9 protein-coding genes are annotated in these 18,721 nt (G+C 44.4%); 5 read left to right on the forward strand and 4 right to left on the reverse strand.

The genetic code is table 11. The features are described from left to right. Positions 1-143 precede the first annotated feature (143 nt). The gene (locus FS818_RS02295) at positions 144-1,106 is read left to right on the forward strand and encodes a helix-turn-helix transcriptional regulator (protein WP_145329207.1); all 963 of its coding nucleotides are present in this window, start codon (positions 144-146) and stop codon (positions 1,104-1,106) included. Positions 1,107-1,212: 106 nt separating this feature from the next. Continuing rightward, complete coding sequence (locus FS818_RS02300; RefSeq protein ID WP_145329209.1) at positions 1,213-1,839, forward strand: type 1 glutamine amidotransferase family protein; 627 nt, start codon at positions 1,213-1,215, stop codon at positions 1,837-1,839. 181 nt (positions 1,840-2,020) lie between these two features. Here FS818_RS02300 and FS818_RS02305 read toward each other — a convergent pair whose 3' ends face one another. Further along, positions 2,021-5,644: an S-layer homology domain-containing protein gene (locus tag FS818_RS02305; RefSeq protein ID WP_145329210.1), complete on the reverse strand. Its 3,624-nt coding sequence runs from the start codon at positions 5,642-5,644 to the stop codon at positions 2,021-2,023. 412 nt (positions 5,645-6,056) lie between these two features. On the opposite strand from FS818_RS02305, the gene FS818_RS02310 reads away from it, so the two are divergent. Next, complete coding sequence (locus tag FS818_RS02310) at positions 6,057-14,399, forward strand: immunoglobulin-like domain-containing protein (RefSeq protein ID WP_186375393.1); 8,343 nt, start codon at positions 6,057-6,059, stop codon at positions 14,397-14,399. 155 nt (positions 14,400-14,554) lie between these two features. Here FS818_RS02310 and FS818_RS02315 read toward each other — a convergent pair whose 3' ends face one another. After that, positions 14,555-15,085 (reverse strand): glutathione reductase, encoded by a 531-nt coding sequence (locus tag FS818_RS02315; RefSeq protein ID WP_145329214.1) that lies wholly within the window; start codon positions 15,083-15,085, stop codon positions 14,555-14,557. A 209-nt stretch (positions 15,086-15,294) separates the two neighbouring features. Here FS818_RS02315 and FS818_RS02320 point away from each other — a divergent pair, with 209 nt between their 5' ends. Further along, positions 15,295-15,852 carry a type 1 glutamine amidotransferase family protein gene (locus tag FS818_RS02320; protein WP_313960275.1) on the forward strand — a complete coding sequence of 186 codons (558 nt, stop codon included), beginning with the start codon at positions 15,295-15,297 and terminating at the stop codon, positions 15,850-15,852. A 183-nt stretch (positions 15,853-16,035) separates the two neighbouring features. On the opposite strand, the gene FS818_RS02325 is transcribed toward FS818_RS02320, so the two are convergent. Both FS818_RS02325 and FS818_RS02330 read right to left on the reverse strand, forming a co-directional pair. After that, positions 16,036-16,974, reverse strand: a complete 939-nt coding sequence (locus tag FS818_RS02325; protein ID WP_145329216.1) for an FAD:protein FMN transferase — start codon at positions 16,972-16,974, stop codon at positions 16,036-16,038. 12 nt (positions 16,975-16,986) lie between these two features. Further along, on the reverse strand, positions 16,987-17,916 hold the full coding sequence (locus FS818_RS02330; RefSeq protein ID WP_145329218.1) for a LysR family transcriptional regulator: 930 nt from the start codon (positions 17,914-17,916) through the stop codon (positions 16,987-16,989). Between the two features lie 181 nt (positions 17,917-18,097). Between FS818_RS02330 and FS818_RS02335 the strand changes: the two genes are divergently transcribed. Next, a complete protein-coding gene (locus tag FS818_RS02335; protein WP_145329220.1) occupies positions 18,098-18,712 on the forward strand; it encodes an NADPH-dependent FMN reductase in 615 nt (204 codons plus the stop codon). Positions 18,713-18,721: the final 9 nt, after the last annotated feature.

Genomic DNA, 18,721 nt, shown 5'->3' on the forward strand with positions numbered 1-18,721 from the left:
AAAAACGGCAGAGATGCCGTTTTTTTGTTGGAATCAATTTTTCTTTAACAGCAGGTAAATTTGTTTCTCTGTAGCTAATAACGAATTAAGGCAATTGACGTACGTGGAATTCCTAATATGATGAAATGGGGGAGGGTTGTTTTATGCCGAAAAATGATAATATGTTAGCCATGCTATGGATGTTAAATTCGGGAGAAAAGTTAACTGCAAAACAAATATCCGAAAAGTTAGAAGTAAATATAAGAACTGTCTATCGCTACATTGATGCATTATGTTCAAGTGGAGTGCCTATCATATCCGACGCAGGTCATCATGGTGGATACAGTCTGTTGAATCATTTTATCAGAGCGCCTCTACTATTTGATATGGAAGAAAAGAAGACACTTCTTCATGCTGCTGTTTTTGCAAAAGAAGCCGGATATCCATTGACTGAGACATTAGAGAATGCGACAGTCAAGTTGAAAATGTATTCGAATGAGCAACAGGTGAGTGCACTAAACCAACAATTATCTGGGTTTGAAGTGATAAATCGGATGGCCAGCCCTTCGAGTCAGCTCGTATTAGCGGAATTGGAGCATGCTGTTGAAAAGGAAATCACTGTAGAGATAGATTACCGTACAAACCATGAAGAGAAGCCAAAGAACAGGATGATAGATCCCTATGGGATCGTTTACTGGAACAATAAATGGTATACAGTTGCATTTTGCCACCGAAGGAATGAAATACGAAGTTTTCGGGTAGATCGGATTTTACAAATCAAGCGAACTCAACTAATCTTTACGCGTCCTGAAGCATTTTCTAGCCGTGACTTTTTTATGAAAAACCTGTTACCTGATCTTGTGGGGAAGGAAGGGTTAATTTCTTTAAAGATCGAAGGCAGGCAGGAAGCGTTAGACGAACTAAGCATGCATTGGTTTTTCGGTCATCATCTGCAAGAGCGAACATCTAATCAAGCCATCTTTTTATTTGAGGAAAAATCCATTCAACATTCTGTCCCTTATTTTCTTCTACCCTATGGTACATCCATTCGAATCATCGAACCCCAGCGTGTGAAAGACAGGCTTGTTGCTATTGCAGCAGAGTTAATGGAATATTATCAACAATAATAGCTTCACTGACAGCGGATGTCAGTGAAGCTATTTTATAATGAGATAGTCAGTGATTATCGATGGATTGTAGTCCGTGATAGATAAGAAAAGGGAGAAATTCAACATGAAAAATACAGTATATCTTTATGTTTTTGACAGTATGTCCGATTGGGAAATAGGTTATTTAACTGCTGAGCTGAACTCAGGAAGATACTTTAGAAAGGGACTGGCTCCAGTACAAATCGTTACTGTTGGGCTCGAAAAGACTCCGGTAATTACAATGGGTGGGTTGAAAATAATACCTGATATTACAGTGGATGAGTGCAACATTACAAGCGTAGATGCGTTGATTTTACCTGGGGGAAACACATGGACAGAGGATATTCACAGGCCCATATTAAAATGTGCCGAGATGTGTTTACAGGAAGGGATCGTAGTTGGAGCGATTTGCGGAGCTTCCATAGGACTTGCTCAAGCAGGCATGTTAGATTCCCGCTCGCATACAAGCAATGACCTGGCGTATCTTAAAATGATTTGTCCGTCTTACACGGGCGAAGAATATTACAAATTGGAATCTGCTGTTACCGATGGAAAACTGATCACCGCTTCCGGAGTAGCTCCACTTGAATTTTCCGTTCATGTTTTAGGAGCGCTAGATGTATTTTCTCCAGAAACATTAGACGCATGGTATCGTCTTAATAAAACGCATGAACCTCAATATTTCTACGCGTTAATGAATTCAATCCAATGACCGCTCCATTCAAGAGAAACGCCATCACTTCAATGTGATGGCGTTTTTTGATGGATTGCTCCGTAAAGTCTGTCTTCTTATCGGAAGTGAAAGACAAGACGTTTTCTAAAATGCTCCTCTACAATGGAGGACTTTAGGTATGTTGTTTAGCCAGAAGGATCGTATCATCCTGTACGCGCTTTCAATTATGCGAGTGTTCGACGAATCTTACAAAGAGAGTAGCTACTTCGGCGCGGGTAGCAGTGGCATTAGGAGCAAAGAGATTGTCCGGATTGCCTAATACAATACCGTTGCTTCGCATCAGCTTAACGGCCTCCAATGCCCATGAGCTGATCTCACTCTCGTCCGTGAAGGACTTAGATTGGCTTTCAGGTATCTCATAGCCCTTATACTTCATGTAGTTATAAAGGATCACTAACATCTGTTCGCGTGTCAGTGGTGAATTAGGGTCAAACAGATCTTCGCTTAAACCGTTGACTATGCCTTTTTCTGCCGCCCACTCGACTGCTGCCGTGTACCATTGTCCGTCAGTCACGTCGCTATAGCGCGAACTCGCAGAGTCGGTGTGTTTTACGTTCTCCAGATTGGCTAGTACCTGCACGAACATTGCACGTGTCATTCCGGTGCTAGGTGAGAACGATGTAGAAGTCGTGCCGTTGAAAAGGTTGTATGTGTAAGCGGAATTTACGTAGCTGTAGAACCAGTCATCCATGGTGGTATCCCTAAAAGGATTGCCTGATCGCACAAGGAAACCCAGTGAGGTGGCATCATTGAATGCAAGCACCGTAGCCTCACGGATGTTTAGCGACAAGCCGTTGTTTAAGTCGACTTTTGCTCCGTCCGGTCCTATCAATATGGTACCGTCGTCACGTATCTTTGATCCTTCATGGATGAGCAATTGATTGTCGTTTGGTAGGTTCACGTTGGCTACTTTGCCACCCACAGTGACCGTACCGTCTTTCTCGATTGTCGATCCACCAGAAATGATCACTGTGCCTTTGCTGCTAGGTAGCGTCACTTGGGCGATCTTGTCCGCCGGAATAGTCACCTTACCGTTAGAGTCTATCGTTGTACTCTCTGGTACCGTGATCTCGATCTCGCCTTTGGTTGAAATCTTGCCGCCACCGGGCAGGGTGGTAATTCCATTTTTTTCCGTGACAGTGGGTTTATCCTTCGGTGTAGTCAGGGTGTAGTTCGAATTTGATATTCCGTTATCTGTCCCGGTGCCCGTACTGTCGGAGTTGCTTGTGTTACCTGTGTTGCTTGTATTACCGGCGCTACCCGTCGTGCCACCGGAATTAGGCACGGTAGGAGTTGTCGTCGCCGTCGGTATGGACGTTACACTGATCTCAGCTCCGTCACCCTTCGCGTTCAAAGCAACGATCTTGAAGCTGTAGCTTTGGCCGTTAATCAGGTTGTTGAAGGTATACTTAGTTTCGGTCGCTTCCAATGTAACTGGCGGTACGTTGCCATACCATACCTTGTAGCCTAATATGGCGCTACCACCGTTGTCAGCAGGAGCAGACCAGCTCAAGGTGACCCGTCCGTCACCCGCTGTCGCCTTGAATCCGCTGGGCGCACCGGGCACGACCGGTTTTCGCTGCGCGAACATCCAATCAAAGACATCTGTGTAGTCATTGTTCCAAGCCGGTAAATTAGAGGACTGCGCTGTAGGAGCTATTGTCCAAGTTCCCATCGTTATCTCGTTGTAAAGGACCGCCGCTTCCACTTCATGCGCTATATAATCAGCCAGAACGGGTGTGTTGGCAGGATTCGGTCTTAGATTCGGCTGATCAAATTGATTGTACGGCCACGTAAGTACCTCATTACTCTCAAAGCGGGAAGCTCTCGCGTTAATCATTTTTGGCATATTAGTATTGATGTAGTTATTGAGATTAGACTGGTAGCTTCCAACATTATGAGCATTTAAAAACATCCAATAGGCCAGGGTGTTGTGAGCATCATTGGCGTTAGCATTCGGTGAACCGCTTACCGGAGCCATAGGTGCGGCGGCAGCGAAGAAGCCGGGATAGCTGTTAACTAAGTTGTTCGTATATTGGCCGCCCCAGGAGAAGCCTGCTGCGTAAACACGGTTAGGATCTACTTCGCCACTGGCGATTAGGGCGTCAATCACCTTCTTAACATTCTGTGTGGAGGGAACAGAAACGCCATTATAGGAAATATTCAGGATGTGGCTGGCATACTTTTCGGGATTCTGTGCCATTTTTTTCATTAGGGCGACCGATCCATTGGCGGATTTCATGGCCGCTTTTTGGTCTGCCGCAGCGTTTGTTCCGCCGCGCGACATGCCGTGGGTATACACATACAGCGGTAATCCTTTCATCACGTTACCATCCTCATCCTTGTGGAGGTAGAGCGAGCGATTGACCGAATTATCCGTGAATGTTGCGAACTTATCAAGGATGGTATTCACAACTTTTTCTTGCTCAAAAACCACATTGTGAAGTGCATTTCCCTCTGTCAGTACGATCTCACCCTTTGGGATGAGGGTGTAAACCTGCTTTGTTGAGTTACTGCTGCCATCCAGCGTTGTATTGCCGCCGCTTTCTGAATAAAACTCAGACTCAACGACGATGTAACGCCCGCTCTCCAGTCCTTCCTGATAATCTGGTGAATTGCTAACCGGCCCCACATAGCCGCGTACCTTCGGTTCATCATTAGCATATACCCTTGTGATCTTGCGTGGTCCTTCTAAGGTAACCGCTTCACCATTCAGGGTAGTGTTCCTAGCCGATAAGGCGAACAAGTCCGGATTAAGCGCGGAGCCTAACGCCGTATTCCCCTCACCTAAGTCGATGATAACAGCCGTTGTGTACTCGCCACTGGCGAAGTTGTCATTCCATACGACAAAGGGGAGTATCCTCGCGTCCGGATCATTTTTAAATGTCACATGAATGGTATGGCTAGTTTCAATATTCGTAAAGGTATAAGTGCCAGCAGATAGAGTCACGATCTCGCCGTCTATCGTTACGGTATCCACAACTTTACCGGAATCCGGGGCGAACGTTATTTCTTTGTTAGAGCCCCGATCTACTCTAAGCACATCGCCGGGTGGATTCGATATGATTGAGCCGCCCGGTCCGGCAGTGGCGGTAATTGATAATCTGGTGTCTAATTCATTGGCTGGGATGAGCTGCAGGCTGTCAGTAAACGAGTCAGAGCTGGTATAAGCTGCGTCTGGAACTCCAAAAGAGGAAACGACTTCATAGCGGTCACCGCCGTTTTCCGTTGAGTTATTGATGTAGACCTCAAAGGTAAGCTTTCCCTCCTGTAAGGTCAAGTTTCTTTTGGGTATTCTCATCTCTACGATATATCCGGTTTCCGTAATCTGGGTCCATGCAGCTCTGCCTGGAGCGGCCTGCCCTGAAAACACACCCGTCGCGCTGACACGCCATTGGTTCGAGCCACTGCTTCCATTACCAACATAAAACTCCAGACTGTCGTACCGGTGGTCTCCACCTGCTCCCTGATATAGATTACTGTCATTCACAACTACGCGGGTATACAGGAACTCGTGATCCCAAAGGATTCTGGCTGTGCCCGTGGCATGGGGTCTTGGGTCGGTGGGCACAGTGCTTTTGTTGATGTGATGCTCCATGGTTTGGCTCCAGAGGGGGTCGTTTGAACCAAGTTCGGGAGTACCAAAAATGGAGGTCTTTGTTTCATTCGCTTCTGCTGAGCTCTCAATGTTGTCACTGTCGGCAGCGTAGCTCGTAGGCATTAGCGAAGCCACCATTACCAAGCAACAAAGGAACGCGAGCATTTTTCTAAATCGTTTTGGCATAGATGCAATCCTCCTTATTTTTTGATCCGGTGCGCTCATGGTTTACTCGCATCCGTATTTGGAAGCGTTATCAAGTCGACATGCGCCCAACTATATATATTATGTTTATCCGGGGTTAATCCCTTTAATTTGAATGTAGAGTATATTTTGGAATAATAACGATTCCTTCGAGGTATAGGGACAACGTTTCAGTCCACATCAAATTTCAAATTGCAATAAAAAAGTTCACGTTATTAACATGATAGTACATTGAATTGAAATATCGGAACACGTAATATGAAAAAATGTAAGCGTATTCATTTTGGGGTGATTCTCTAGTTTCATGAGTGAAGGGGTCTTGGTTTGAAAGCGAGCTATGGTTTTGTGTGCTTTTTGAATATTCAATGAGGGGAAGAATGCTATGCGAAAGCGAATGACAAACATCACTTTGGTTTTACTGCTGACCTTCAGCAGCTGTTTTAGTTGGGGTATGCCGTTTAACAATCAAGCTTCAGCTGACCCGATTACACCAAGGATGTTGGCGCATTATCCATTGCTTGAGGATGTATTGGATTCATCAGGCAATGGCAAGCATGGGACGGCTGTAGGCAACATTACGTATGACGATGGCCTTACTCTACCGGGAGGGACGGATAGTACTACGAACTACGTGCAACTTCCTACGGGCTTGTTTGATCATCAAGAAAACACAACGATCTCTGTATGGATCAAGAGTAACACTGGACGCGGGAACTACGCAGCCTTATTCTACGGTACGCCAGCAGCTGAAAATAAGTTGCCAACGAATTACTGGCTGTTTAATCCATCCAATCCAAGTGGTGAGTTTAAGTCCGTATTTACAGATCGCAACAATGTTGACCAGCCTTGGACGACGGAGTTAGGCGTATCAGGCCCTTCTACGTCACAGTACGAAGGTCAGTGGGTTCACTATACAACGGTCATCACAGAAGGCTCTATAACAGGTTACATTAATGGAGTAAGTATAGGCACTGTCGCCAAAGAGAAAACAACCGCAAGCTTTGGTACAGATTTGCAAGCTTACATCGGTCGCTCCAATTATTTAGCAGATGCTACTTTTGCCGGTAGCTTTCAAGATTTAAGAATTTACGGAGAGGCACTAAGTCGTGATGATATCGCTGAAGTATACCAACAATCGTTCGATGAAAAGCAAGTACAACAAAGCAAAAAAGAGCTAACGTTAGGTGATGTATCTGCCGTTACCGAATCACTTGAACTTCCTTCTACCAATACGTATGGCGCATCGATATCGTGGACTTCCAGTGATGAGAGTGCGATTAGTGCAGCGGGGGAAGTATTTTTACGAGAAATAGAGCAACAAGTGACGTTAACGGCAACCATTTCTTTAGGTGGAAGCCAAGCAACGAAGGAGTTTATCGTGACCTTGTTACCTAAGGATGACTCTGTTGAGCAGATTGCCGTTAAAGGTGTTTCGCTTAATAATTCTACACTTCGTTTATCAGTGGGGGACAGCGAGACACTCGCTGCGACAATTTCACCTGCTAATGCAACGAATAAAAGAGTGACCTGGACATCGAGTGATTCCAGTGTAGCGAATGTCGATTCGGGGGGGATTGTTACAGCGGTTAGTGAAGGGACAGCCACCATTACGGTACAAACGAAGGATGGAGATTTTACAGCGGTATCCGCTATTAGCGTTCAAGCCAAGTCGCGAAATGATGATCTGATTCTTCATTACAACATGAAAACGACTGCAGAAGTAGATGGTCAACTCGTACTGAAGGATGTCGCCAACAAGCAAGTTACATTTGATGGGATATTTAAAAATGCAAACAACGGACAATTCATTTCTAACAGTGAGGTTGGATTTATATCCTTCAATGGAGGGGGTTCTACATCAAACAGTGGATATGTTGAGATTCCTAAGGGCTCCAATGGACGGGATCTATTACAAGGTCTGAATGAGATTACCGTATCTTCCATCGTGAATTGGACGAATGATGGTATGAATCGCTGGATCTTCGGTTTGGGTACGGTGTTGACACCGGAAACGAACAAATATTTTTTCGTAACCCCACGTCACGGTAGCGGATCAGGCCATATGATTGCTACTGGTATATCCAAAAATGGCTGGCCGAACGAAGCGTTAGTCACAGGTAGCGCAAACTCAAACCTGATTACCGGACAGTGGAAGCATGTAACGGTGTCCTTTTCTGAAGCCAGCAACACGATCACGTTATTCGTGGATGGGGTTAGGGTTGCTTCAGGTAACGCGAAGGGACTAAAGCTGTCAGACATCATTAATCCGGATTCTACGTTCTCTGGTTTTATCGGAAAGTCCATCTTCGCGAGCGATCCGTATCTTCAAGGAAGCGTGGCTGATTTCCGAGTATATAAGCGCGCTTTGACGGAGCAAGAAGTGGGGGACTTATATCAACAAGAAGCAGTAACCCATATCTCTCAAATACGTCAGCTTACGGTTGATGATGCAGCGAATCAACTTAGCATCGATCGTTACTTGGACGAGGCAGATCATAGTGCGGATAAAATAACGAAAAATGTTACCTTACCGACAAGCGGTAAAAACGGCGTGAGTATCACTTGGAGTTCCAGTAAGCCTACAGTTATTTCTAACAGTGGCACTGTACAACGTCCAAATGCTCAAGCAAGTGATGTTCAAGCAGAGCTAACGGCTACATTAACGTATCAAGGCGTATCTACATCGGCTGTATTCCCTATTACGATCTTGAAGCAATTCGATGATCAACAGAAGGTTGATCTGGATGCTGAACGATTAGAGATTTACAATGCGGACAACGTTAAAGGCAACTTACGTCTTGTGACTGCGGGTGAACAAGGCTCCACCATTACATGGACGTCTAGTAAACCTACTGTTGTTAAAGGAACAACTGAAGCGGCTGGTAATGCTACACAGCTAGGCTGGGTAAGCCGTCAAGCTACGGAGGTACCCGTTAAGTTAACAGCTACAATTACAAATGGTACAGCTTCTAAAGAGCGTACGTTCGACCTTACCATTAAAAAAGCAGTTGCGCCAGTAGAGCTTGATGCGTACTTCTTTGCGTACTTTACAGGTGAATATGAGGGTGGTGAAGAGATTTCCTTCGCTACGGCTGAAGAACCATTGTATTGGAAAGCGTTGAACAATGGGAAGTCGATCCTTCAATCGAATATGGGTGAAAAGGGACTTCGTGATCCATTCGTTATTCGTTCAGCCGAAGGTGATAAATTTTATATGCTGGCAACCGATTTAAAAATGGGCGAAAGTACGAATTTCGACCAGGCTCAAATTACCGGGAGTCATTATATGATGATTTGGGAGTCGGAGGATCTCGTCAACTGGAGCGAGCAACGAATGGTCAAGGTTGCTCCCAAGACAGCAGGAAATACGTGGGCACCAGAAGCAATCTATGATCCGGTAACTGGTGAGTATATCGTATTTTGGGCATCATCGATGAAAAATACAGAGACATACGGTGATTATAACGGCAGACCGGCAGGTCAGTATAATGTGATGTATTATGCAACAACACGAGATTTCTATAACTTTTCAGAGCCAAAGGTCATGATTGATGAGTCACTTCCAACCATTGATACGACGTTTATTGAGCATAACGATATGTTGTATCGATTTACCAAATCAGAAGTCAATACCAAAGTGTATGTGGAGAAAGCACCAAATTTCTACTATGACAAGGACGGTATTGCTGCCAATGGCCTTCAATACGACGCTGTTCCGGGTACACGTGATAACAAACTTGGCTTGATCGGAAAAAATGGAAACAACGAAGGACAAACCATATTTAAGGATATTCATCAAGCCAAGTGGTATCTGTTCCTGGATTCATGGCCTTATCATGTACGATATACAACAGATCTGGATAGCAGCACGCAATATATGAACAATGTATTAAGCAGTGATCAATATGCACTTCCGCCAGGACCAAGGCACGGAACGGTGATTCCAATCTCACGTGCGGAGTATAATGCTTTGCAAGAGAAATATGCTTTGAAGGGACCCGCACCGTCAACAGACCCGGTTGTACATTACTCATTCGATGCAAATACAGTGAATGGTACAACGTTGAACGACATTTCGGGGAACGGCCATCACGCAACACTGGTTGGTGGAGCAAGCATTGATGAAGAGGACCACATCGGTAAAAAGGGCGCTTCGCTAGAACTTAATGGGTCAACAGGATATGTGAAACTGCCTGATAACCTGATTCAATCTTTGAATCTGGAGAAGGCTACGTTCTCTACATGGGTTCAAATGGACAAAAATCAAGCCAATCAGAGAATATTTGATTTTGCTTCCGAAACAGGCAGACAGGTTAACCGCAATACCATGTACCTGAGTACACAAGGCGATACAGGTAGTCTGGAGTTCGCTGTCGTAACCCCTTTTACAGAGAAATTTAGCAATGACAACACGAAACTCGGATCAGATTATAAATATGCTTTGCGAAATGCCGGACTATTACCAACGAAGACTTGGCAGCATGTTGCCATTACTATGGATGAATTTGAGGCAGTACTGTATGTGAATGGGCATGAGGTTAAACGCAGCTCGACATTTAATGTTGAGCCCAGAATGTTACTGGAAACAACGATGAATTATATTGGTAAATCAAGAAATAGTTCTGATCGTCTGTTTGATGGTAAATTGGATGATTTCCGTATTTATAATCGTGCATTATCCGTTCAGGAGATTGCAACATTAGCGGATGAAGACGTTACTCCTCCAGTAGAGCATCCATCCGGGGCTGAGCTCATTCTGCACTACGATATGAATGATATCGATCGTGCGACTGCAACGGTTATTGACCAAACCGGAAAATTCAACGGGAAATGGACGAATCCGTTTAAGGCAGAATGGATTCGGACAGATGAAGCTGGTGTGCTGAGCTTTATTGGGGGCAGAACGGACTCCTATGTAGAGTTGCCACAAGGAGTTCTCGATGGATTAACGGATATCACCGTGTCATCCATTGTGAACTGGAGCGGTAAAAACGCTGCGGAGTGGTTGTACGCACTAGGAAGGCCAAATAATAATACGCACTATACGTATTTCACACCACGATATAATGCTAACGGTCTAGCCCGTTTAGGTATCGCGACGAATGCCTGGAATAATGAGTCTTCAACTTCTACCACGGGTTTAAAGAATAATGAATGGAAAGTAGTTACGACCGTTGTTTCAGGAACGGACGGTACACTAACGATTTATATTGATGGTGTTGCTGTTGCAACAGGCTCAACCAATGGAATGACGCTGGAACAAATAAAAAATACTTCAGGCAGTAGCGGATACATCGGGAAGTCATTTTATCCGGCTGATCCATATTTCGGCGGGTTGATTGCAGACTTCCAAATCTATGATGGTGCTATGACGGCAGCAGATATTACAACCCTTAAGGCTCGTGCGGATCAGAAGATTGCTTCAATGAAGGGCATGCTTGTATCGGGTGCGACAGAGAAATTAACGATCGATGATCTGCTTGCTTCGAATACATCCAAAGATGCGATTACAAGCGATGTAACCTTGCCAACTTCAGGTGCTTATGGCACAACAATAAGCTGGACAACGGATAAGAGCAATGTGATCTCAACTACAGGTGCCGTGACTAGACCAGATAACGCAACTGGAGATCAAGTTGTAACGTTAACAGCGGTATTTACAGATGGTACAGAGACAAAAAGCAAAGCCTATACGTTGATGGTTAAAGCATTGCCGAGCGACGCCAATGCTGTAGATGAAGCAAAAGCGGCACTAGTTGTGCATAACATTCAGGATGTAAGAGGGCATATCTCATTACCGACATCTGGATTATACGGGACAACGATTACTTGGGCTTCTGTTCAACCAAACGTCGTTTCAGTGACTGGTGAAGTGCAACGTCCGGCGCACGGTAGTGGAGATGTAGACGTGAAGCTTACAGCGACGATTACATTAAACGCAGCATCCACTACGAAGGAGTTTATTGCCAAGGTCAAGGAACGGCCTGCCGATGAAAAATATGCAGGATACTTCTTCACCTATTTTACTGGGGAAGGTTCTTCAACAGGGGAGCAAATTTACTTTGCACTAAGTAAAGGCAATGATCCGTTAAACTGGCGAGAATTGAATGAGGGTAAGCCTATATTGACCTCGACCTTAGGAGAAAAGGGAGTACGTGATCCGTTCATTATTCGTTCGCCTGAAGGCGACAAGTTCTACATGATCGCTACTGATTTGAAAATTAACGGCAATGGGAACTGGGGCAGAGCACAGACATGGGGTAGCCGTTCTATTATGGTCTGGGAATCGAATGATCTCGTCAACTGGACAGATCAACGCATGGTAGAGGTTGCACCGGAAGAAGCGGGTAATACCTGGGCACCAGAAATCATGTATGACAAGACTACAGGTGAATATATCGTATTTTGGGCATCCAGAATGTTTGATGATGCATCCCATACCGGTAACGCTTATCAACAAATGATGTATAGCAAGACACGAGATTTCTACACGTTTACTGAACCGAAAGTATATTTGGATTATGGATATTCCATCATTGACACCACAATGATTGAGCATGATGGAAAAGTGTATCGTTTTACGAAGGATGAACGAGACAACGGAGTTACTGCTCCATTTGGTAAGATGATTTTCCAAGAGATGGGTGACTCGATCTTAGATCCAACCTTCAAGATGATTAATCAAGGTGTGGGTAACATGAAATGGGTTGAGGGACCAACCATCTTCAAATCGAATACAGATGAAAAATGGTATTTATTCGTGGATGAGTTTGGTGGAAGAGGTTATATTCCATTCGAGACAACCAATCTTGCATCAGGCGAGTGGACATTATCTTCGAACTACAACTTACCCGCTAGTCCGCGTCACGGAACGGTCATTCCGATTACACAAAGTGAGTATGATGCACTCAGTGGGAAGAGGGTACCCGTTAACGGAGTGAGCTTGGACAAAACGACATTGTCCATCGTAGAAGGTCAATCAGGGCAATTGACAGCTACGATCACACCGGCAAATGCAACGAAAAAGGCAGTAAAATGGAGCTCAAGTAATCCAGCTGTAGCGACTGTAAGTGCGACAGGTCGAGTAACAGCGGTGGCACCAGGAACAGCAAGCATTACAGTAACTACAGTAGATGGTGGTATATCATCCAGCGCTACAGTAACGGTGACACCATTGGTTGAACCGACTGCGCCAGGAGAAGTGACCGGAACAAGCGTAATAGCGGGTAATCAGAAGCTGACTTTGAAATGGAGTAATCCTGCAGCAAGCGATCTGGTCGCTATTAAGATTACAGGTCATGGAAATACAGAGTTTGAGACGGTAACGCTGAATCATGCGGCTAGCAGTTATGAAGTCACAGGACTTGCGAATGGTACTCGTTATGAATTCCGTATTATTACGGTAAACGTAGCGGGGCAAGAATCCGCAGGCGTTGTGGTGTCGGGAACACCACAAGCACCAAGTAGTGGTAATGGAGATGGTGACGGTGGTAATGGGAATGGGAATGGGAATGGTAGTGGTAGTGGCGGTAACGTCCCTGCACCTACAATACCACCAGCTTCTACAGGTGGAAGTGAGCTAGTGGTGATGGACAACGGTCAAATAAACATTAAGCCAGTTGTTAATGAGAACGGTACTTCTCTAGTGAAGTTAAGTGCAGATACCGTTAAGCGTGCACTTGATCAAACGACCGATGGTAAGCTACAGGTACAACTTGAAGGAGATCCAAGCTTGAACGAGCTAACCGTTGAGCTAGCGGTAGATCCCCGCTTAACAAGCGCAACTTCTAAGGTGGGTCACATCGAGATTAACACAGGCTCAGCAGTCGTAACGTTGGCTACCGAACGGCTTGGAACAGAAACAAGCGCAGGGAAAACGTTAGGATTGTCGATCAAGAAAATATCGTCTAATCAACTGCCAGCTGGCACACAAGCTAGGATGAATGATGAGGTCGTATATGATATCAAGCTAACGATAGATGGTACGAAGCTTACGGCGTTTGATGGTAGAGATGATCTCGTGATTGCATTGCCATATACGCTGAAGGCTTCTGAGAATCCAAACAACATCATCGTATACGATGTGAAGGACAACGGAGAGTTAAGAGTAGTGATGAATGGTAAATACAATGAAGAGACAGGTCAAGTAGAGTTCAAACCAACGGACTTAAGTAAGTATACGTTAGCGTATGTTGCAACGAGCTTTCAGGATGTGACTCAAGGCTGGGCGAAAGATGCCATCTCGGCATTGGGAGCAAGAGGCGTCGTAAAGGGTGTAGGCTATGGGGAGTTTAATCCGAAAGGCCAAGTGACAAGAGCAGCATTCATCACCATGCTGATAAATGTGTTGGAGTTATCGGATGAGAGCGTAACGACAAGCTTTAGTGATGTGAAACAAGGAGAATGGTACCATGGAAACATCGCAATCGCGCAGAAGCTGGGGATTGTGAACGGGAAACCAGATGGTAGTTTCGGAGTTCATGAGAACATTACGCGAGAAGATATGGCCGTTATGGTATACAAAGCGATCCAAATGAAGCACCTAAAATTACCAGCTCGTGAAGCTAGAGCTTTCAAGGATAAAGCAAACATCTCAAACTATGCGAAGCAGGCGGTAGAGACAATACAAGGAGCAGGCATCATAAACGGTGTAGGTAACGATGAGTTTGCACCGAAGAAGACGGCTAACCGTGACCAAGCAGCAGTAATGATCTATAATTTATGGAATTTGATGTAAACATGTTGAGTATAGGGTATCTACGTGGATTCAAGAAGAAACGGTTATTCTACTAGGCTCCATACAAAAAAAGAACGCCATTACATTATGTGATGGCGTTTTTGACTTGGAAAACTAGTAAACTCAGCGTACTAGTACAAAGAGTTTTTCCTAGCTTATTCAGAGGTTCGCGCTTTTTGCCTTGTTTCAACTAATGTGAACACCTCATCCATGTCGAGGGAAAACATGATGCTTTCGCTTGTTATCGGCTGGAAGTGGAATTCCAGCTTTTCTTTTCCGAATTGCTTCTCAAGCTCTGTCCACTGTTCCGTAGATAATAAGAGATATGCTAACGTGTCGTTGCCTAAAGACTCCATAAACCATCGAATCTGATACCGGGGAGCAATCATTTCCTGCATAGCCCGAATGGCGCTGTCTCGATCAGTCCGATCATCAGCGAACGGTATTTTAAGCTTTCGATCGTTCGAACTTAACACAATATCAACGCCTCTCGGCTTGTCAATGTCGATGATCTCGCACTTGATCTGATCGGATTCCGGCAGTCGATCGTTAAAGTATTGGATGAGGTCCCCTTCGTCTTCTCTCCAATCAATCCAGATTAATGACTCGTGCTCAAAAAATTGTTCAACGACGTCTTCATCGGACGAATGTCGCAAGACATGGATAATTGGTTGCAGCGTACTCATGATCATCCCATCCCTTATTCAAAGTTCATATATACTCTATTTTATCTTATAGGATGGGCAGGCCTGAATAGGGCAACGGACACACTTACTTTCGGAAATAGGACTATTTTCCATCATTTAATTCGATGTTATGGTAGTATGGAGTTATATTTTTCAAGTATTCTTCAAGGATAGAAATAGGTCAATTATACATATGGAGGTAGTACAGTTTGAGTACTCACTATTATTTCAGTTGGTTTAATGATATTTTTCCAGAGAAACTGGTCGAACGGTTACATGAGGACATCACAGATAGAAAATCGCTTGTGATGATTAGCGCTGAGCCTTCTGATTATGAAGGTGAGCAGGTGAACTTTGAGGATATTACGGAATGGACCTGGTTAACTCAGGTTATCCTTAGTTTTGATGAATATCATTTCATTGATTATCGTATACGGAAAGAAAAGGCCCAGCAATGGATTCGGGGCGCTTCTGTCATCTTTCTATGTGGTGGAGATCCTGTTCAACAACAAGAGTTTTTGGCGGAATATGAACTTTCCGATGTTATTAAACATAGCAAGGCTGTTATTCTCGGTGCGAGCGCGGGTGCATTAAATATGGCTGCAAAATGGATATCTTCGAAAGACGCTACCCCTAGGGATGAAACGACTACGATTTATGAGGGGTTGAGCTTCAATCATTTTGCCTATGAATCCCATGCTAGACGCGACTATGGTACGTTTGTTGAAGGCTACTTGTTTCCGCTATCTGAAGAGATGCATGTTTAAGCGGCAGAGCAGGAAAGTGCCATTCGTGTAAAAGACGGCAAAATGGATATCTTAGGCCCCGTATATTTCATTTCCGAATCTAAGATTCAGAAATTGATTGAAACACTCTGAGTACAGAATGTTTTTTTCAAACACCCTCAGACTCTATAATACGAATACTTCGCCTGAACGATCTCATTCATTTTAACTTGATATTGGCTGAATTTTCCCTTGCAGATTTTCGGTGTAGGCCATGTTTCCATCGGTTGTGATAACGGCGGCTTCGATATGTTTCATCCTGTTGACTTTATGAATAACGGAGGAGGCATCTAAGCCGAATAACTCTGTTGTATAAATATCACAGTCCAGCGATCTATCCGCAATAATGGTCAACGAAGCGACATTACTTTCGATGGGATAACCTGTTTCGCTGCTAAAGATATGATGGTACTGCTGGCCTTCCTTTTCCAAAACACGCTCGTATATGCCTGAGGTAACGATGGATTGCTCTCTGATGCTGACGAGTGCTGCTGCATGACCTCGGGGTAAGAAGGGGTTTTGTATTCCCACATTCCAGTGATCAGAACCGGAAGGGGAATCACCATGAACAAGCACATTCCCGCCCATATCGACCATAGCAGAGACAGCGCCGTTTTTCTTGAACAGGGCCATCACCTGATCGGCAAAATAACCTTTAGCGATGGCTCCCAGGTCGATCTCCATGCCTTTTTGTAATAAATGTACGGTTTGTTGCTCATCATTGAGCTGTATATGTTCAGGCTGTAAGAGCGCCAGTACCTTCTTAATCTCTCCATCCTCCGGCACCTGTGCCTCGCGGAAACCGATTCTCCACAATTTGATCAACGGGCCAATCGCAATATTTAAAAAAGAACCTTCATTCAGGCTGTGTTCTTTGCCTATTTTGATCAGATCATACAGTTCCCTGTCTACTTGGAGCGGATGGGAGGCGGCTTCTTGTTTCAACATCGCAAGCTGTGAGTGATCACTGTTGGCGCTAAAGACTTTTTCGTAACGGAACAGCATATTCTCTGCTTCCTGAGCAAGTTCTTCTGCGCCGGCCCCTTCGATGTATAGAGTGATTTTAGTTCCCATGAGAGGGATCGTTTTCGTAAAAGATTTCATGTGGATTTCCTCCTACACTGCGCATTGTTGTCCATGATTCAGAAAAGTATGGATAAGGTCATGATCTACACTCGTAAGCTTTCTTTCCCCATGATGTGCTATAAAATAATCCAGGCTCATCTTATCAATCGGGATCGGGTAAATGTTGTATTCGGAAGGAGACTCGTCAATCCGGACACTTTCTGGAATAATCGTCAGGCCCATATTCTGTTTGGCAAGTTTCAACACCGTGTGGATTTCGTTGCTTTCCATCACGATGCTCGGTTGGATTTTGTGCACACTAAGTAATTGATCGATCTGTTTACGGACCGCAGAGCCTTTGGACGTTAAAACGAGCGGTTGGCTCAGCATGGTGGGGATATCAAACGTTCCCTCTGGGATGACGGCAACATGTTTCTGATATAGTTCACAGCCGCGCGGGATAACAGCCCGGTAGCTGTGCTTGCCCCAACTAAAGGAGTTTAGATTCGGGGAAATGCTGCTCGAATTTTGCCCAATCCAGAAGTCGAGTTCGTAATTTTGAATCCGTTTTTCATTTTTTTCAGGAAGATCCTCTACGAGATTAATCTTATAGGCAGGATGAAGCCGTAAAAATGCCGGTAAAAAGAGAGGTGTCAAATAAGAACCCAGGCTAGGCAAAATCCCGATCCGCAACACTTTGTTGCCGATATCTGATGCATATGAGATTTCTTTCATGAGCTTGGCGTAGCTATGTTCGAGTGAAGTTAAATACTGATAATAGATTTTTCCCTGCTCGGTTAATCGATACGGAAGCTTGTTGCGAGTAATCAGCTCACAATCTAACTGACTTTCCACTTTTTTGATTACTTTGGTCAGGTAGGGCTGAGAAATATAAAGGGATTGGGCTGCTTTGCTAAAGTTGCTGTATTTTAAAAGGCTGTCGATGTAACATAAAATATCCTGCGATTCTAATTTAGACATGTCACTCACCCTTTGTGAAAAAAATAACAAACTTTGAATTTGAGGTGATTATAACAAATTGGTTATCAAACTGCAATGAATAACTATTAGATCATTCCAGCTTCTCTATGTTAAGGTTATGCCGAAAGATCGAGTCTGACATTGACGAACATGATTTTCGAATGACAGAGAGGGGATTACGATGAATTATTTAGCTATTGTGGGCACCAATTCGGATGAATCAACGAACCGCACGCTGCTTCAATTTATGCAAAAGCATTTTGCAGACGAGGCCAAGATCGACTTGTTTGAAATTAAGGATCTGCCTGCTTTTATTGAAAAAGATGAAATAGAAGACGCTGAAGTTGATATACCTGTGAAGGTGCAAGATTTACTGGATCAGATTTCTAGAGCAGAAGGCATTATTATTGCTACTCCGGAGTACGACCATGCGATCCCTGCTGTGTTGAAAAGTACGCTGGAATGGGTCAGTTATACCACTCAAACTTTGAAAGACAAGCCGGTTCTGATTGTGGGTGCTTCACACGGTTCACTTGGTTCTTCCAGAGCGCAAGCGCATCTTAGACAAATCCTGGATTCACCTGAGCTTGGTGCGAGAATGATGCCGAGTAGCGAGTTTCTTTTGGGAAAATCGCAGAGTGCATTTGATCACAGCGGTAGCCTGATCAGTGCAGAGAAAGTGGCAGAGCTAGAGGAAATTTTCAGGGAGTTTGTTCTGTTTACGGAAATCACCACAGAGTTGCTGTCAAAACGGACGTTGAAGAAAAAAACGAAAAAATTTTCCTGGCAAGAGTAGGGGGCTAAC

Origin of the sequence: Paenibacillus xylanexedens, assembly GCF_007680605.1 — a bacterium.
In the GTDB taxonomy this organism is placed as follows: Bacteria; Bacillota; Bacilli; order Paenibacillales; family Paenibacillaceae; genus Paenibacillus; species Paenibacillus xylanexedens_B.